General features: G+C 63.9%; 14 protein-coding genes and 1 tRNA gene. 12 read left to right on the top strand and 3 right to left on the bottom strand.

Translation table 11 applies throughout. The features are described 5' to 3' along the window. Nucleotides 1–12: 12 nt before the first annotated feature. Nucleotides 13–1,143, top strand: coding sequence for an SGNH/GDSL hydrolase family protein (locus CA237_RS04320; RefSeq protein ID WP_066691415.1), 1,131 nt, complete (start codon nt 13–15; stop codon nt 1,141–1,143). A gap of 175 nt (nt 1,144–1,318) precedes the next feature. Here the strand turns inward: CA237_RS04320 and CA237_RS04315 are convergent, their stop codons facing one another. Next, the gene (locus CA237_RS04315; protein WP_241215434.1) at nt 1,319–2,551 is read right to left on the bottom strand and encodes a glycoside hydrolase family 27 protein; all 1,233 of its coding nucleotides are present in this window, start codon (nt 2,549–2,551) and stop codon (nt 1,319–1,321) included. A gap of 213 nt (nt 2,552–2,764) precedes the next feature. Between CA237_RS04315 and CA237_RS04310 the strand changes: the two genes are divergently transcribed. Further along, nucleotides 2,765–4,723 (top strand): metallophosphoesterase, encoded by a 1,959-nt coding sequence (locus tag CA237_RS04310; protein ID WP_164523829.1) that lies wholly within the window; start codon nt 2,765–2,767, stop codon nt 4,721–4,723. Nucleotides 4,724–4,745: 22 nt separating this feature from the next. Here the strand turns inward: CA237_RS04310 and CA237_RS04305 are convergent, their stop codons facing one another. Then, a complete protein-coding gene (locus CA237_RS04305) occupies nt 4,746–5,024 on the bottom strand; it encodes a DUF2798 domain-containing protein (RefSeq protein ID WP_066691389.1) in 279 nt (92 codons plus the stop codon). A gap of 132 nt (nt 5,025–5,156) precedes the next feature. Here CA237_RS04305 and CA237_RS04300 point away from each other — a divergent pair, with 132 nt between their 5' ends. The 8 genes from CA237_RS04300 (at nt 5,157) to CA237_RS04265 (ending at nt 12,179) form a co-directional block, all read left to right on the top strand. Beyond that, complete coding sequence (locus tag CA237_RS04300) at nt 5,157–6,686, top strand: CoA-acylating methylmalonate-semialdehyde dehydrogenase (protein WP_066691386.1); 1,530 nt, start codon at nt 5,157–5,159, stop codon at nt 6,684–6,686. 181 nt (nt 6,687–6,867) lie between these two features. Beyond that, nucleotides 6,868–7,800 carry a polysaccharide deacetylase family protein gene (locus CA237_RS04295; protein ID WP_126013076.1) on the top strand — a complete coding sequence of 311 codons (933 nt, stop codon included), beginning with the start codon at nt 6,868–6,870 and terminating at the stop codon, nt 7,798–7,800. After that, a complete protein-coding gene (locus CA237_RS04290) occupies nt 7,797–8,192 on the top strand; it encodes a RidA family protein (protein WP_066691383.1) in 396 nt (131 codons plus the stop codon). Before CA237_RS04295 ends, CA237_RS04290 begins: the two co-directional genes overlap by 4 nt. Continuing rightward, a complete protein-coding gene (locus tag CA237_RS04285) occupies nt 8,189–9,328 on the top strand; it encodes an acyl-CoA dehydrogenase family protein (protein WP_066691380.1) in 1,140 nt (379 codons plus the stop codon). The genes CA237_RS04290 and CA237_RS04285 overlap by 4 nt, the downstream gene beginning before the upstream one ends. Further along, nucleotides 9,325–10,365 carry an enoyl-CoA hydratase/isomerase family protein gene (locus CA237_RS04280; protein WP_066691377.1) on the top strand — a complete coding sequence of 347 codons (1,041 nt, stop codon included), beginning with the start codon at nt 9,325–9,327 and terminating at the stop codon, nt 10,363–10,365. Before CA237_RS04285 ends, CA237_RS04280 begins: the two co-directional genes overlap by 4 nt. Before the next feature lie 15 nt (nt 10,366–10,380). Continuing rightward, nucleotides 10,381–11,157 carry an enoyl-CoA hydratase gene (locus CA237_RS04275; protein ID WP_066691368.1) on the top strand — a complete coding sequence of 259 codons (777 nt, stop codon included), beginning with the start codon at nt 10,381–10,383 and terminating at the stop codon, nt 11,155–11,157. An 11-nt stretch (nt 11,158–11,168) separates the two neighbouring features. Beyond that, nucleotides 11,169–12,056: a 3-hydroxyisobutyrate dehydrogenase gene (gene mmsB, locus CA237_RS04270; RefSeq protein ID WP_066691366.1), complete on the top strand. Its 888-nt coding sequence runs from the start codon at nt 11,169–11,171 to the stop codon at nt 12,054–12,056. A gap of 37 nt (nt 12,057–12,093) precedes the next feature. Further along, a tRNA-Leu gene (locus CA237_RS04265) sits at nt 12,094–12,179 on the top strand. Nucleotides 12,180–12,202: 23 nt separating this feature from the next. Here the strand turns inward: CA237_RS04265 and CA237_RS04260 are convergent. Further along, nucleotides 12,203–13,399, bottom strand: a complete 1,197-nt coding sequence (locus CA237_RS04260; protein ID WP_232307996.1) for a site-specific integrase — start codon at nt 13,397–13,399, stop codon at nt 12,203–12,205. A gap of 196 nt (nt 13,400–13,595) precedes the next feature. On the opposite strand from CA237_RS04260, the gene CA237_RS04255 reads away from it, so the two are divergent. After that, a complete protein-coding gene (locus CA237_RS04255) occupies nt 13,596–13,832 on the top strand; it encodes a helix-turn-helix domain-containing protein (RefSeq protein ID WP_241215433.1) in 237 nt (78 codons plus the stop codon). Between the two features lie 550 nt (nt 13,833–14,382). Continuing rightward, nucleotides 14,383–15,318 (top strand): hypothetical protein, encoded by a 936-nt coding sequence (locus tag CA237_RS04250; protein WP_126013073.1) that lies wholly within the window; start codon nt 14,383–14,385, stop codon nt 15,316–15,318. The last annotated feature ends 38 nt before the right edge of the window (nt 15,319–15,356 follow it).

Raw genomic sequence — 15,356 nt, 5'->3', positions numbered from 1 at the left:
GAGGAGACGTCGATGCCCCTGTCCCTGTTCCGCGCGGGCCTGCCGCTGATGCTGGTGCTGGGCGCCGCCGGTGCCGCTGCCCAGACCCCCGCCGATCTCGCGCTCCGCCCGCTGCCCGCCGATGCCCCCGCCGGCCGCGCGCTGCCGCTGCGCATCGGCGGGCGGGTGGTCGCTGGGGAGGGCAATCTGGCGCGCTATCGCCGGCAATGGCCCGGCACCTATTTCGAAGGCAGCTTTCAGGGGCCGGCGGTCGATGTCGCGGTGGGGCCGGGCGAGGTATCGCTGCGCGTCCGCATCGACGCCGCCGCCCCCGTCGCGCTGGTCCGGCCCGCGCCCGGCCGCTACCGGGTGAAGGCGAACGGGCCGGGGCGCCACCGCGTCCGCGTCGATGTGGTCAGCGAATCGCAGGCCGGCGCCACTGCGTTCGGCGGCCTGTTCGCGCCCGCCGGATCGACCCCGCTCGCCGCCCCGGCCGTCCGGGCGCGCGCGATCGAATTCATCGGCGATTCGCACACCGTTGGCTATGGCAACGCCTCACCCGCCCGCGACTGTACCGAGGGGCAGGTGTGGGAGACGACCGATACGTCGCAGGGCATCGCCGGGCAATTGTCACGCCGCTACGGTGCGGCCTACCGGGTCAACGCCATTTCCGGGCGCGGGATCGTGCGCAACTATGGCGGGTTCGCCGCGCCGACCGTGCCCGAGGCTTATCCATACGCGCTGTTCGACGGAAAGACGCCCGCCGACGATGCCGACTGGCAGCCGCAGGTGATCGTCATTGCGCTCGGCACCAACGACTTTTCCACCCCGCTGAAACCGGAGGAGCGCTGGAAGAGCCGCGACGCGCTCCACGCCGATTACGAAAACCGCTATGTCCGCTTCGTGCAGGACCTGCGCCGCCGCAGCCCGCGGGCGTTCTTCGTGCTGTGGGCGACCGATCTGGCCGGGGGCGAGATCGCACGCGAAGTCGGCAAGGTCGGCGACAAGCTGCGCGCGGCCGGCGAAACCCGCCTCGCGGTGGTGCCGGTGACGGGGTTGAGCTTCGGCGGATGCCATTTCCACCCCAACGTCGCCGACGACACGAAGATTGCGGATGCGATCGGCAAGGCGATCGAGGGGCACAAGGGTGTGTGGGCGCGGTAAATACTGGGCGTCACCCCAGCGAAGGCTGGGGTCTCCAGCGGCTCCTGCGCCGTGCTGCCACCGGGAGATCTCTGCCTTCGCTGGGATGACGTCCGGTCAATATTGATTGGACGCCAGCGTCGGTAGAAGCGTCACCCTGAATCAAGTCCGGGGTGACGAGGATTGTGGGACGACCCTACGGATTCAACCGAACCATCGCCACGCCATGCGGCGCGACTTCGGCGCTGTAACGCCGCGACATCCGCCCCAGATCCTTGTGCGCCCACAGGTCACGCGCCTTCAACCGGACGTCGGCGGGCAGGCCCAGCGTCGTCCACTCGGCGGTGATCCGCGCCAGCGTCTCGCCCCGGTTCCACAACAGCAAAGTACGCCCGCCATCGGCCATCTGCTTGACCCACACCTCGCTGGTGCCGTCGCGCGCCACGCGGCGACCCTGCTGGCCCAGCCTGTCCTGATCGACCGCGATCACTTCGCGGTTGAGCAGGATGTCGCGCGTCGCCTGGTTCATGGTCGCGACGTCGTTGCCCGCGATCAGCGGTGCGGCCATCATCGCCCAGAGCGAGAAATGCGCGCGATACTCGGTGTCGGTCAGCCCGCCATTGCCGACTTCGAGCATGTCGGGGTCGTTCCAGTGGCCCGGCCCGGCATAGGGCCAGAGCGGCTCGTTCATGTCGACGATCGACGCCACGCCCCAGCTGTAATTATGCTTGCCGGTCCATTTGTCGGTGATGTCGCCGGTGGTGCGCCACATATTGCCCATCTTCTGACCCCACAGCCAAGGCCGGTTATTGCCCCATTCGCACATCGAGAACAGGATCGGCCGGCCGCTCGCCTTCAGCGCGTCGGCCATGGTGGCATAGGCTTCCTCGGCATTGCGGACCCCGGTCGAGCACCAGTCGTATTTCAGGTAATCGACGCCCCAGCGGGCATATTGGATCGCGTCCTGATACTCATGCCCCTGGCTGCCGGGCCGACCGCCGCACGTCTTGGTGCCGGCATCAGAATAGATGCCGAACTTCAGCCCCTTGCCATGGATATAGTCGCCCAGCGCCTTCAGTCCGCTCGGGAAGCGCTCGCGATCCTCGGTGATGAAGCCGTTGGCGTCGCGCGTCCCGTGCCAGCAATCGTCGATCACGACATATTCGTAACCCGTTTCCCGCATGCCGTTCGACGCAATGGCGTCGGCGGTGGCGCGGATGACCTTTTCGTTCACGTTGCAGGCGAACTTGTTCCAGCTGTTCCACCCCATCGGCGGCGTCTGCGCCAAGCCGTTGGGAACGCGCTTGGGGTCCTTCGACGGGGCCAGCGTGTTGGGATCGGTGTCCAGCACCTCCTGCGCTGCGGCCGGCTGAACGGCGCACACTCCCGCGCATAGCATGGCGAGGATGGTCGAAAAACGTGCCGGCATCTGCCTCTCCCTGACCCGTGACGCAGTCGTCCGGATTTATGCAATCAATTTATCTTATTAATCTGACTGCGTTGTCAATGGCGTCCGACGAATGGCGGTGGGGCATGGGCGCATAGCTGCGCGTTATGGCCGTCCCCGAACTGTCACGGGCTCGTTACGCCCCCGTCATCGCCGCTGCGTAGCGACGTTCGAACGAACGACATGGGGGCGAACATGGATCGGCGCAGTTTCACGAAGCGGACGGGGTGGTTGATCGCGGCGGCGACCAGCGGGTTGCTGGTCGGGTGCGACGATGGCGGCAGCGGGCTGATCGCCAGGCCGGGACCGACGCCCACTCCCACACCGACCCCGACCAGCGCGGCGCTGCCGACCGAGACGTTCGTCGCCGAGCCGCTGGTGCTGACCGAACCGTTCCTGCAACTGCCGACCACCGATTCGGTGCGGGTGGTGTGGTTCACCGAATTCCGGGGCAGGGACCATGCCGTCCGCTACGGCAGCGGGTTCGGGCAGCAGGTGCTGGCGACCTCGACCAAATTGTCGCGCATGTATGAGGATGCCAGCTCGACCGTTACCGGCCGCAGCTATGCGGGACTGACCCAGCGCGACATCTGGCGGCACGAAGCGGTCGTCACCGGCCTGTCGGCATCGGCCGGGCGGCAGCGCTATGTCGCGATCAGCAGCGACGGCAACAAGACGATGCGCAGCAGCGAAGGCACGCTGCAACCGCTGCCGGCGGCGGGACAGGCGACGCGGTTCCTGCTGACGTCGGACCTGCAGCTCAAGAAGATGGCGTCGGCCAATTACGAACGCGTGGCGGAGACGCTGGCGCCGATCGACGTCGTGCTGTTCGCAGGCGATCTGGTCAACGTGCCCAACCGGGCGTCGGAATGGTTCGACAATGGCACGCTCAACCTGCCGCCGTTCTTCGGCGCGTTGCAGGGGACGATACGCAAATGGCAGCCGGCATCGACCTATACCGGGGGGCCGCTGCTCCAGAGCGGCGTGATCTATCCGATCCTCGGCAATCACGAATATTCGGGGCGGTGGAACCCGGCGAACAACCTCAACACCATGTTCAACGATCCGCAGCCGCGCTGGTATGCCGAACTGCGCTATGACCGCGTCGCGGCGACGGTGAACCCGTCGGGCGACGCCGCGATCCGCGAACGCTGGATCCAGGACAGTAGCTACGAGACGATTTCCTACGAGGAGATCTTCACCCTGCCGCAGGGACCGGAGGGCGGGCGCTATTATGCGCAGCGGATCGGCGACACCTTCCTGATCGCGATGGACGGCAACCGCATCTGGCGCAGCTGGACCGCCAACAGCCGCGGCAAGCTGACCGAGGCGACGGCGGCGATCAACGATCCGTCCGCCTGGGGCTTCGGCGATTTCCAGTTCCATCCCTTCGCCAGGGGGTCGCGGCAATATCAGTGGTTGCAGGAAGTGCTGGCCAGCGACGCCTTCCGTTCGGCCAAGTACAAGATCGTGCTCGTCCACCAGTCGGTGTTCGGCCTTGGCGACAATGCCACGCCGGTCATGGCGCAGACCGAGGCGACGTTCGAGTACACCGACGCGACCGGCGCGATCCGCACCATGGGGCCGTTCGCCTTCCCGATCGACCGCGCGACATGGAACGGGCAGATTCAGCCGGTGCTGGACGCCGGGCGGATGCGCTACGTCAAATATGACTATCCGCTGTCGAAGGACCTGTGGCGAAACGATATCGAACCGCTGCTGACCGCCGCAGGGGTGCAACTGGTGCAGGTCGGCCATTCGCATCTGTGGTGCCGCAGCAAGGTCGGCAACATGCACTATATCGAGACGTCGAACGTCGGGAACAGCTATGGCGCCTATGTCAGCAACCTGTCGCCGCGCCGTTCGGGTCCGCCGACCGAGGCGCAGGTCGCCGGCCTCACCTCGCTGCGCTGGAACCCCGACGATTACCCGCGCGAGGACGATCCGCACGACCGGCCGATGGCGCTGCCGACCCTGCGCAATCCGCAGGTCGAACTGGCCGGCGCGACGCAGAACGTGCCGTTCCTGACCAGCAACGACATCACCGCCTATACCGTGTTCGATACCGGCACCGGACTGCTCACCTCCTATGCGTTCGACACGCGTTATCCGGCGCGCGACCCGATCAAGTTCGACGAGTTCAAGCTGGGGTAGGGGCGATTGCCCGCGCTTCCCGTCATTCGGGCGGGTCGATGCCGAACAGCCGGTCGACCAGCCGCTGCACCAGCGGCACGACCAGCAGCGAGGCGGGAAGCGCGGTCATGAAGCCGATCGGTGCGCCCTGAACGAACGCGTCCCAAAAGCCCGCTGGCCCGACCCGTACCAGCGCGCTGACCGCGCCGATCAGCGAGGAAAAGATCAGTGCGTTGATGACCGATGAGGTCAGGCGATAGCGAAAGCGCGACCGGACCTTCACCGTCTCTTGCGCGCGGGCCGGGGGAGAGGTGTCGTTCATTGCAGCCCCAAGCGACCGCGCCGGAATCTGGTTCCGGCGATTGCCCGCTGAGTACGGCTATGCCAAAAGCAATAAAATTACACGCGGATGAGTCGGCGACAGACCAGCCACCGCGAGCCGACAGGAGAGACTATGCGGGTCATCGATCATGTAATCGCGGGCGACAAGACGGCAACGGACGGCGCGACCGGCGCGGTGTTCGATCCCAATCGCGGCGAGGTGCAGGCGCATGTCCGCCTCGGCACCGCCGCCGATCTCGACCGCGCGGTGGCGGCGGCGCAGGCGGCGCAGCCCGGCTGGGCCGCGACCAACCCGCAGAAGCGCGCCCGCGTGCTGTTCGCGTTCAAGCAGTTGGTCGAAGCGAACATGCAGGAACTGGCCGAGCTGCTGTCGAGCGAGCATGGCAAGGTGATCGCCGACGCCAAGGGCGATATCCAGCGCGGCCTCGACGTCATCGAATTCGCCTGCGGCGTGCCGCATTTGCTGAAGGGCGATTACACCCAGGGCGCAGGGCCGGGGATCGATGTCTATTCGATGCGGCTGCCCGTGGGTATCGGTGCGGGCATAACCCCGTTCAACTTCCCGGCGATGATCCCGATGTGGATGTTCGGCGTCGCCATCGCCTGCGGCAATGCCTTCATCCTGAAACCCAGCGAGCGTGACCCGTCGGTGCCGGTGCGCCTCGCTGAACTGATGCTGGAGGCGGGCGCCCCGGAGGGCATCCTGCAGGTCGTCCATGGCGACAAGACGGTGGTCGACGCAATCCTCGACCATCCGGCGATCGGCGCGGTCAGCTTCGTCGGGTCGTCCGACATCGCCCATTATGTCTACAAGCGCGGCGTCGCGGCGGGTAAGCGCGTGCAGGCGATGGGCGGGGCCAAGAACCACGGCATCGTCATGCCCGACGCCGATCTCGACCAGGTGGTTGCCGATCTGGCCGGTGCGGCGTTCGGATCGGCGGGCGAGCGCTGCATGGCGCTGCCGGTGGTGGTGCCAGTCGGCGACAAGACGGCGGCGGCGCTGCGCGAAAAACTGATCCCCGCCATCGCCGCGCTGCGGGTCGGCGTGTCGACCGATGCCGACGCCCATTACGGCCCGGTCGTCAACGCGCAGCACAAGGCGCGGGTCGAAGGCTGGATCGCCAAGGGTGTCGAGGAAGGCGCCGAACTGGTGGTCGACGGACGCGGGTTCAGCCTGCAGGGCCATGAGCGCGGCTTCTTCATCGGCCCGACGCTGTTCGACCATGTGACGCCGCAGATGGAATCGTACCGCGAGGAAATCTTCGGCCCCGTGCTCCAGATCGTCCGCGCGAACGATTTCGAAAGCGCCGTGCGCCTGCCGAGCGAGCATCAGTACGGCAATGGCGTCGCGATCTTCACCCGCAACGGCCATGCCGCGCGCGAATTTGCGGCCCGCGTGAATGTCGGCATGGTCGGCATCAATGTGCCGATCCCGGTGCCGGTCGCCTATCACAGCTTCGGCGGGTGGAAGCGCAGCGCGTTCGGCGACGTGAACCAGCATGGCGAAGAAGGCGTGCGTTTCTGGACGAAGGTGAAGACGATCACCCAGCGCTGGCCCGACGGATCGGCGATGGGCACCCAGGCCGAGGACGGCGCGGCGGCGCGGACGCAGGATGCGTTCGTCATTCCCACGATGGGGTGAGATGGTCGGTCACGTGTGTCCCGACATCGCTTTTCCCTGTCACCCCGGGCTTGACCCGGGGTCCCGCTCCTTCTGCGGCGGACGAGAAAAAGCGGGACCCCGGATCAAGTCCGGGGTGACGAGAAGGGGGGCTAATCGCACCATGTCGACTGGTCACGCTGTGCCCGAGGGAATTTCCAAGATGCTGCGACGTCTGATCATGGCCATGCTGATGGTGCTGGCGACGGCCGTCCCCGCCATCGCCCAGAAACGTATCGCGCTGACCTTCGACGATGCGCCGCGCTCACGCGGACCGTTTCTGACGCCCGAAGAACGGACCGAGCGGATCATCGCCGGGCTGCGCGAGGCGAAGGTGCGGCAGGCCGCCTTCTTTGTCGTGCCGGGCAATCTGGCGACGCCGGACGGGGCGGGGGGCGAGCGGCGGATTGCGGCCTATGTCCGGGCGGGGCACGTCATCGCCAATCACAGCTTCAGCCACCCCGCGCTCAAGTCGATGACGGCTGAAGCTTATCTGGCCGATATCGACCGGGCGAGCGGGTGGCTGATGGGTCGCAAGGGACTGCGGCCATGGTTCCGCTTTCCCTTCCTCGATGAAGGCGGCACCGACAAGGCGAAGCGCGATGCGGTCCGCTCGGGGCTTGCCGCGCGCAAGCTGTCGAACGGCTATGTCACGGTCGACGGGTCGGACTGGAACATCGAAAACCTGACCGCCGACGCGCGCAAGGCGGGCAAGCCGATCGACATGGACGCCCTGCGCGACCTCTATGTGGAGACTCATGTCCAATCCGCCGAGTTTGCCGACGCCCTCGCCCGCAAGGCATTGGGGCGGCAGCCGGTGCAGGTGATGCTGCTGCACGAAACCGACCTTGCCGCCTATTGGATCGCCGATCTGGTGGCCGGCCTTCGCAAGAAGGGGTGGGAGATCGTGACTGCCGACGCCGCCTATCGCGATCCGATCGCGAAGGCGCAGCCCGACACCCCATCGGCGCAGGGCAATTTGCTGGAGGCAATGGCGTGGGAACACGGCGTGCCGGCACCGCGCTGGTATGAGCGCAACACGCTGTCGATCGCCGACCCCCTCTATCGGCAGCGCGTGCTGCACGAGGCGAAGTGACGGCGCGGCGACACACTGCCTCCAGTTCGCCCTATGAGGCCGCGATCGGCTTTGCCCGGGCGGTGCGTGTCGGCGACCGCATCCTCGTATCGGGTACGGCTCCGGTCGAGGCCGATGGCAGCAGCACGCCGGGTGACGCAACGCGACAGGCGGAACGCTGCTTCGCGATCATCGCGCAGGCGATCGAGCAACTGGGCGAGCGGATCGACGATGTGGTCCGCACGCGCATGTATCTGACCGACCCGGCCGATGCCGATGCGGTGGGGCGGGTGCATGGCAGGATTTTCGGCAGCGTGCGGCCTGCCGCGACGATGCTGGTTGTGGCAGCGCTCCTCCGCCCCGAATGGCGCGTGGAGATCGAGGCCGAAGCGATAATGGAGAGTGAAGCGTGACCCAGTTCGATTTGACCGACGACCAGCGCGAGATTCAGGAGCTTGCCCGCCGGTTCACGGCGGATGCGATCACGCCCCATGCCGCCGAATGGGACGAAAAGCACATCTTCCCGCGCGACACGATCAAGGCGGCGGCGGAGCTGGGCTTCGCGGCGATCTATGTGTCCGAGGAATCGGGCGGGATCGGGCTTGGCCGGATGGAATCGGCGCTGATCATGGAGGCGATGGCCTATGGCTGTCCGTCGACCTCCGCCTTCATCTCGATCCATAACATGGCGGCATGGATGCTCGATGCGTTCGGGTCGGCCGAGTTGAAGGCGCGCTTCCTCCCCGACCTCGTGACGATGGACAAGCTCGCCAGCTATTGCCTGACCGAACCGTCGTCGGGATCGGACGCGGCGGCGCTGAAGACCAAGGCGGTGCGCGACGGGGACGACTATATCGTCACCGGTACCAAGCAGTTCATCTCCGGCGCGGGCGACAATGACGTCTATCTGGTCATGGTCCGCACGGGCGGCGAGGGGCCGAAGGGCATTTCGTGCCTGCTGATCGAGAAGGACATGCCGGGCGTCTCGTTCGGGGCGAACGAACGCAAGCTCGGCTGGCATTCGCAGCCGACCCGTGCGGTGATCCTCGACCAAGTGCGCGTGCCTGCCGCCAATCTGGTCGGCGCCGAGGGGCAGGGCTTTTCGATCGCGATGCAGGGGCTGGACGGCGGTCGGCTGAACATCGGCGCCTGTTCGCTGGGCGGGGCGCAGCGCTGCCTCGACGAGGCGATCGCCTATACCAAGGCGCGGCAGCAGTTCGGCAAGCCGATTGCGGACTTCCAGAACACGCAGTTCACCCTCGCCGACATGGCGACCGAGTTGGAGGCAGCGCGGGCGCTGCTCTATACCGCCGCGGCCAAGGTGATCGCCAACGCCCCCGACAAGACGCGCTTCGCCGCGATGGCGAAACGCTTCGCCACCGATACGGGATCGAAGGTGGTCGATCAGGCGCTGCAGTTGCATGGCGGCTATGGCTATCTGATGGACTATCCGATCGAACGCTTCTGGCGCGACCTTCGCGTCCATTCGATCCTCGAGGGCACGAACCAGGTGATGCGGATGATCGTCGGGCGGGACCTGCTGAAATGAGCGACGTGCTGACCATGGTCGAAGGCCATGCCGGCCGGATTCGGCTGAACCGGCCCAAGGCACTGCACGCGCTGAACCACGCGATGTGCGACGCCATGCTCGCCGCGCTGGAGCAATGGCGTGAGGACCCGGCGGTCCACGTGATCCTGATCGACCATGCCGAGGGACGCGGCTTCTGCGCCGGCGGCGATATCCGCATGATTGCCGAGAGCAGCGCCGGGGATGGCGCCGCCGCGCGCGCCTTCTTCGCGACCGAATATCGGCTGAACCACCGGCTGTTCACCTATGCCAAGCCGACCATCGCCTTCATGGACGGGGTGACGATGGGCGGCGGGGTCGGCATTTCGCAGCCGTGCAAGTTGCGGGTCGCGACCGAGAACAGCCGTTTCGCCATGCCGGAAACCGCGATCGGCCTGTTCCCCGATGTCGGGGGCGGCTGGTATCTGTCGCGCCTGCCCGGCAGGATCGGCCAGTATCTCGCGCTGACCGGCGCGCGGCTGGACGGGGCGGAGATGCTGGCGCTGGGGCTGGCGACGCATTTGCTGCCAGCCGAGACGCTGGATGCTGTGAAGCAGGCGATTGCCGCCGATCCGCTGGCGGCGGAGGCGATCCTATCCGACCATGCGATGCCGGCGGGCGACGCGCCGATTCTGTCGCAGCGCGAGGCGATCGACCGGCTGTTTGCCAGCGACGATTTCGAGGAAGTGCTGGCCGCGCTGGAGGCGGACGGGTCGGACTGGGCGCAGGCACAGCTGGCGACGCTGCGTCAGCGGTCACCTTTGTCGTGCAAGGTGTCGCTGAAGCTGCTGCTCGACGGGGCGACCATGCCGACCTTCGAGGACGAGATGCGACAGGAATATGCCGTCGTCACCCGCATCGTCCAACGGCCCGACATTGTGGAAGGCGTGCGGGCGGTGATCGTCGACAAGGATCATGCGCCCAAATGGGACCCGGCCACGCCGGCCGCGGTCAGCGACCACATGATCGACCGAATCTTTGCCCCATTGTCCCCCGCCGATGAATGGCAGCCGTACTGAGTTCGAGGAACCCGCATGTCCGACTATGAAACCATACTCGTCGAACGCCGCGATGCCGTGACGCTGGTCACGCTGAACCGGCCGCAGGCGCTGAACGCACTGAACGCGCAGATCCTGTCCGAACTGCTGGACGCGATGCGCGCGTTCGATGCCGACTCGACCCAGGGCTGCGCAGTCATCACCGGGTCGGCAAAGGCGTTCGCCGCCGGGGCGGATATCAAGGAGATGCAGGAAATGGACTTCGCGGCCATGTATGGCGGCGACCATTTCAGCGGCTGGGACGCCTTCACCCGCACCCGCAAGCCGATCATCGCGGCGGTCGCCGGCTTTGCGCTGGGCGGCGGGTGCGAGCTGGCGATGATGTGCGACTTCATCCTGGCCGCCGACACCGCGAAGTTCGGCCAGCCCGAGATCAAGCTGGGCGTGACGCCGGGCATGGGCGGGTCGCAGCGCCTGACGCGGGCGGTCGGCAAGGCGAAGGCGATGGAAATGTGCCTCACCGGCCGGATGATCGGTGCGGAGGAAGCGGAACGCTGCGGCCTCGTCGCGCGCATCGTGCCCGCCGACGATCTGGTCGAGGAAGCGGTGAAGACTGCCCAGACGATCGCCGCCATGGCCCCGCTGGCGGTCAAGGCGAACAAGGAAATGGTCAACGCCGCGTTCGACACGACGCTGGCACAGGGGGTCCAGTTCGAACGCCGCCTGTTCCACGGGCTGTTCGGCACGGCGGACCAGAAGGAAGGCATGACCGCCTTTGTCGAGAAGCGCCCCGGCAACTGGACCGGGCGGTAGGAGAGCACGCAATGGCACGCATCGGCTTTATCGGCCTCGGCAATATGGGCGGGGGCATGGCGGCCAATCTGGCGAAGGCAGGGCATGACGTCCGCGCGTTCGACCTGTCCGCCGAGGCGCTGGCGCGCGCGAAGGCGGCGGGATGCTTGGTCGTAGCCGATGCGGTGGAGGCGGCCGCCGGCGCACAGGCGGTGGTGACGATGCTGCCTGCCGGCGCCCATGTCGCGCAAATCTATGACGATGCGCTGTTCGATACGGTCGATACCGGCGCGGTGCTGATCGACTGTTCGACGATCGATGTCGATACCGCCCGGAAGGTCGCCGAAGCCGCCCGGACGAAGGGACTGCACGCGGTCGACGCGCCGGTATCGGGTGGGATCGCCGCCGCGAATGCCGGCGCGCTGACCTTCATGGTCGGTGGCAGCGACACGGCCTTTGCCAAGGCCGAACCGTTCCTGTCGGACATGGGCAAGGCGGTGATCCATGCGGGGACAAGCGGCGCGGGCCAGGCCGCCAAGATGTGCAACAACATGTTGCTCGGCGCGTCGATGATCGCGACCTGCGAGGCGTTCGCGCTGGCGGAGAAACTGGGGCTGGACCCGCAGACCTTCTACGACATTTCGTCGGTCAGTTCGGGCCAGTGCTGGTCGATGACCAGCTATTGTCCGGTCGCGGGCGTGGGGCCGGAAACGCCCGCCGATCGCGGGTTTCAGGGCGGGTTCGCCGCCGCGCTGATGCTCAAGGATCTGCGGCTCGCCATGCAGGCGGCGGCGGGGGCAGGCGCCGACACGCCGATGGGCGCGCGTGCCGCCGAACTCTACGCCCGCTTCGTGGAGGACGGCAACGCCGCGACCGATTTCTCCGGGATCATCCAGACGCTGCGACAGGGCGCGGCTTGACGGCAGCGCGGCGATCCGCTTGGAACGCCCCTTGCCTGCGGACGTGGCGAAATCGGTAGACGCAGCGGACTTAAAATCCGCTTCCCTTTGGGAGTGCGGGTTCAAGTCCCGCCGTCCGTACCAGCGGTTTTCCGCTGTTTTTGGGGCTATGCAGCTTTGGCAGCAGAAGTTGCCGAACCTGCCTTGTGTAAATCCTGTGAAATCGCAAACTCCTGTGTATCCAACCGCGCAATGGCATCGTCGATGTGTCGCCCGTGGATATGGACGTAGCGAAGGACCATCGAGAACGTTTTATGCCCGCTAATCTTCTGGATCGTAGGGACGTCGACATTTTCACGCACCAACGTCGTGATTGCCGTGTGACGCATGATGTGGGGTGTCACCTTTGATGGGGTCAAACCGGCTCGGTTCACCGCACGCAGAAACTGTTTTGCCATGCTTTGCCGGTGAGGATATTTCCCGTTCTGTCGGCTAGACGGAAAGACCCAGCCAACTCGATCCGATGACGCTTCCTGCGCGGCTTTGAGCATAGCAGCCAACCCGTTGGTGATCGGTTGCTCTCTGCTGCCTGCTTTTGCCTTGGCAACGAAGATTCGACGTGCGTCAAAGTCGATTTGATCGAAGCGAATGCGCAAAATTTCGCTATGTCTCATTGCTGTGTTTAGGCCACACGCGACGAACAGCCCTAGAAGCCTGTCTTGATCGGAGGCCGCAGCTTTCGAAAGCGCGGCAATGTCGGTGTCGCTCAATACGGTAATCGCCTTGCGGGGTTCTTCACCCTTCTTGATCGCAGGTGCGTCCTCGGCTTTGATCCATTTCCATTCGATCATGCGCTTGAAGGCGTGGGATAGGGTCGCGAGTTCGCGGTTGACAGTCGCTTGAGCGATCCCCGCGCTCATACGGTGTTGAACGTATTGCTGAACGTCGAAGGTCGTCACCTTGTCCGCTCGGTATTTGCCGAACGCGCGAAGCAAAGGCCCATCTGCCTTGCTGCGCTTCTTCCCGGTGGCGGTGGCCAACTCGCCTAGATGGTTATGCTTCGCCTTCATGTTTTTACCGCCGCCGCTTTCCATCCGGCGCAGGTACTCTTTTGCCGCCTCTGCAAATGTCCGGTGGGTTTTGCGACCAGTTGGGAGATCGAGCCTCCCCTCACGCGCACGGGTTTTAAACGCCGCCACAGCGTCCTCGGCTTGCTGCCTAGTTACGCCCTCACTTTCCAACCCCAAGGTTGTGTGAATGCGTCTGCCGTCCACCATAATGGCAACGGTGTAGCTTAGGTCGCCCTTCTTGGTCCGTGTGACCTCGATCCCGCGCTCACTCACTTTCTGGCCGGGTTGCAACAACCGAAGTTGGTTTCGCGATAGCTTTGAGTAGCGAGTAGTCACTAGAGTGTGGTCCTTACTATAGTCGTCTACTAGTGTAGATGGTAGTGCTTAGAGTATCGCTTACACTAAGCATTGTGCCGCAGGCCAACCGATCATAGGCAGGCCACGCGGAGTCGAGCGACTCGGCATCCCTGACCAATGAAGGATATATTGTATGAGTGTCAAATCATCGACTCCGGGGCATTTTCGAAAACGCGACGTTTTCGTTGAAGTGGGTCATGGTATGGCTCGTCTGAACCGTAAGGAGGCGGCTGATTTTCTTGGCTTTGCACCGGCAACGCTCGCAAATTGGGCCTTGAAAGGCTACGGGCCATCTAGCTTCAAGGTGGGCGGTCGGCGGTTCTATTGGTTGGCGGACCTTGAGCGGTTCGTCGCCAACGGAAGCTCATGATATGGCGCGTTGGGTCAGACCTGAAACATGGGCAAGCAACTTGTTCGCCAATTCCAAGGTTGCGCGGGAGGGTGGTCCGGTTCGGATCAAGGCTGCCAGCGTCGTTCGCTACTCGGAGTCACGGCTCGTACTTACCGAAGCTGCAAGGCGGGGGTGGGTGGCAGAGAGTGTTGGTGACTACTGGATTCTGCGTCGCGAAACTTTGCCGGTACGCCGTTTGTCAGCGGCAATTGATTGTTCGACGTGACCGCGCTTCCGTGAGGTTCACATGATTGCGCGGTAAATCCATCCCGGTAGTCTTTTCTACCGGCCGTGCCGCGCAATTCCCCTTGGGGATTGATGTTCGTATTTTTTGGGCGTGTTAAATTTAACGTTTTCGATGTGTTCGGAAGCGGAGGATAAACGTGCATTCAACACATCGTCTAAATATACCTAAACATAAGGTAACTTGTGTCCTGCTGTGTTTAAAAACATTATGCCTATAGTTCCTTATTGTCTTCTCTTCCTTTCCTTTTCTAATTTTAACATATAAGGTAATTTAATTACAATCATGGAATCAGTTTTAGTTTTAGAATCAGTATCAAAGGAATCTAATAAGCCAGTCTTCATGAGTTTGAATGGTAAGACTCATTCAGAAGAAGCAATGAATCTGCAGAACGATCTAGTTGGAATCGTTCACAGGAAGTTGGCTAAGAAATACAAGCCAACCAAGAAGCTAGGAAATGCTGTTGGAGCAATGTTGGCCGATCTATTGCGCGCGAAGGCTATGGAACCGCCAAGGCGATGTTTTCGTACAAAGGATGCAGTTACCTTCAACAGGCAAGGGGATGAAGTGCCCGGCTTCCCGACCATCGGCTATTATCCGTTCATTGATGCTTTTAACGGACTGCTTGCTACCGGTTATATCGATACCATCCCCGGTGTAAGGCCAAGCGCCAAAGAAGGCGTTACAGCGCCGGCAACGGAATTATGGGCAACACCTAAGCTACTTGAGCTTGCAGCGCTCTATGGAGTGTTTCTGGCTGACTATGAGCGTCATTTCATATCCAAGCCCCGCCCTTCGCATGTTCGACAACCTATTACCTTGCGAGCAGGATCAGAGCGGTGTCGAAGGAAGAAGATTAAGGGCGCGCTGTTGCCACTTGATAAGGCTGATCCCCGCGTCATTGCCCTGTCAGCACCGGTACAGCGACTGAATGCGTTTTTTGCTGCGGTCGATATCGGCAACGCGGAACACGGAGGCTTCTGCCGTGGCTTCAACCTCGGCGACACAACCGGGGCGGGGTTGGATAAGGGCGGTAGGCTCTATTCAATCGGGGGCGGCTATCAGGCGATGGATAGGAGAAAGCGACCGTTCATCACCCTAAACGGTAGCCGTACCGTCGAAATCGATATCTTGAGCTGCCCCCTTCTGAGTGGTCCATCGACTATGACAGTCTGGATCAAGGAAGGGACGACGCATGCCTGCCAAGAAGCACAAGCCTGAGGAGATCATCGGGAAGCTGCGTGAGGTCGAGATCATGC

The organism is Sphingomonas sp. ABOLH (genome assembly GCF_003951715.1).
Taxonomy (GTDB): Bacteria; Pseudomonadota; Alphaproteobacteria; order Sphingomonadales; family Sphingomonadaceae; genus Sphingomonas; species Sphingomonas hankookensis_A.
This window is presented reverse-complemented; position numbering and strand designations above follow the sequence as displayed.

Excerpts from the sequence above, each read along its gene's own strand:
- CA237_RS04320 (WP_066691415.1), top strand. The coding sequence starts at position 13 with ATGCCCCTGTCCCTGTTCCGCGCGGGCCTGCCGCTGATGCTGGTGCTG.
- CA237_RS04315 (WP_241215434.1), bottom strand. The coding sequence starts at position 2,551 with ATGCCGGCACGTTTTTCGACCATCCTCGCCATGCTATGCGCGGGAGTG.
- CA237_RS04310 (WP_164523829.1), top strand. The coding sequence starts at position 2,765 with ATGGATCGGCGCAGTTTCACGAAGCGGACGGGGTGGTTGATCGCGGCG.
- CA237_RS04305 (WP_066691389.1), bottom strand. The coding sequence starts at position 5,024 with ATGAACGACACCTCTCCCCCGGCCCGCGCGCAAGAGACGGTGAAGGTC.
- CA237_RS04300 (WP_066691386.1), top strand. The coding sequence starts at position 5,157 with ATGCGGGTCATCGATCATGTAATCGCGGGCGACAAGACGGCAACGGAC.
- CA237_RS04295 (WP_126013076.1), top strand. The coding sequence starts at position 6,868 with ATGCTGCGACGTCTGATCATGGCCATGCTGATGGTGCTGGCGACGGCC.
- CA237_RS04280 (WP_066691377.1), top strand. The coding sequence starts at position 9,325 with ATGAGCGACGTGCTGACCATGGTCGAAGGCCATGCCGGCCGGATTCGG.
- CA237_RS04275 (WP_066691368.1), top strand. The coding sequence starts at position 10,381 with ATGTCCGACTATGAAACCATACTCGTCGAACGCCGCGATGCCGTGACG.
- mmsB (WP_066691366.1), top strand. The coding sequence starts at position 11,169 with ATGGCACGCATCGGCTTTATCGGCCTCGGCAATATGGGCGGGGGCATG.
- CA237_RS04255 (WP_241215433.1), top strand. The coding sequence starts at position 13,596 with ATGAGTGTCAAATCATCGACTCCGGGGCATTTTCGAAAACGCGACGTT.
- CA237_RS04250 (WP_126013073.1), top strand. The coding sequence starts at position 14,383 with ATGGAATCAGTTTTAGTTTTAGAATCAGTATCAAAGGAATCTAATAAG.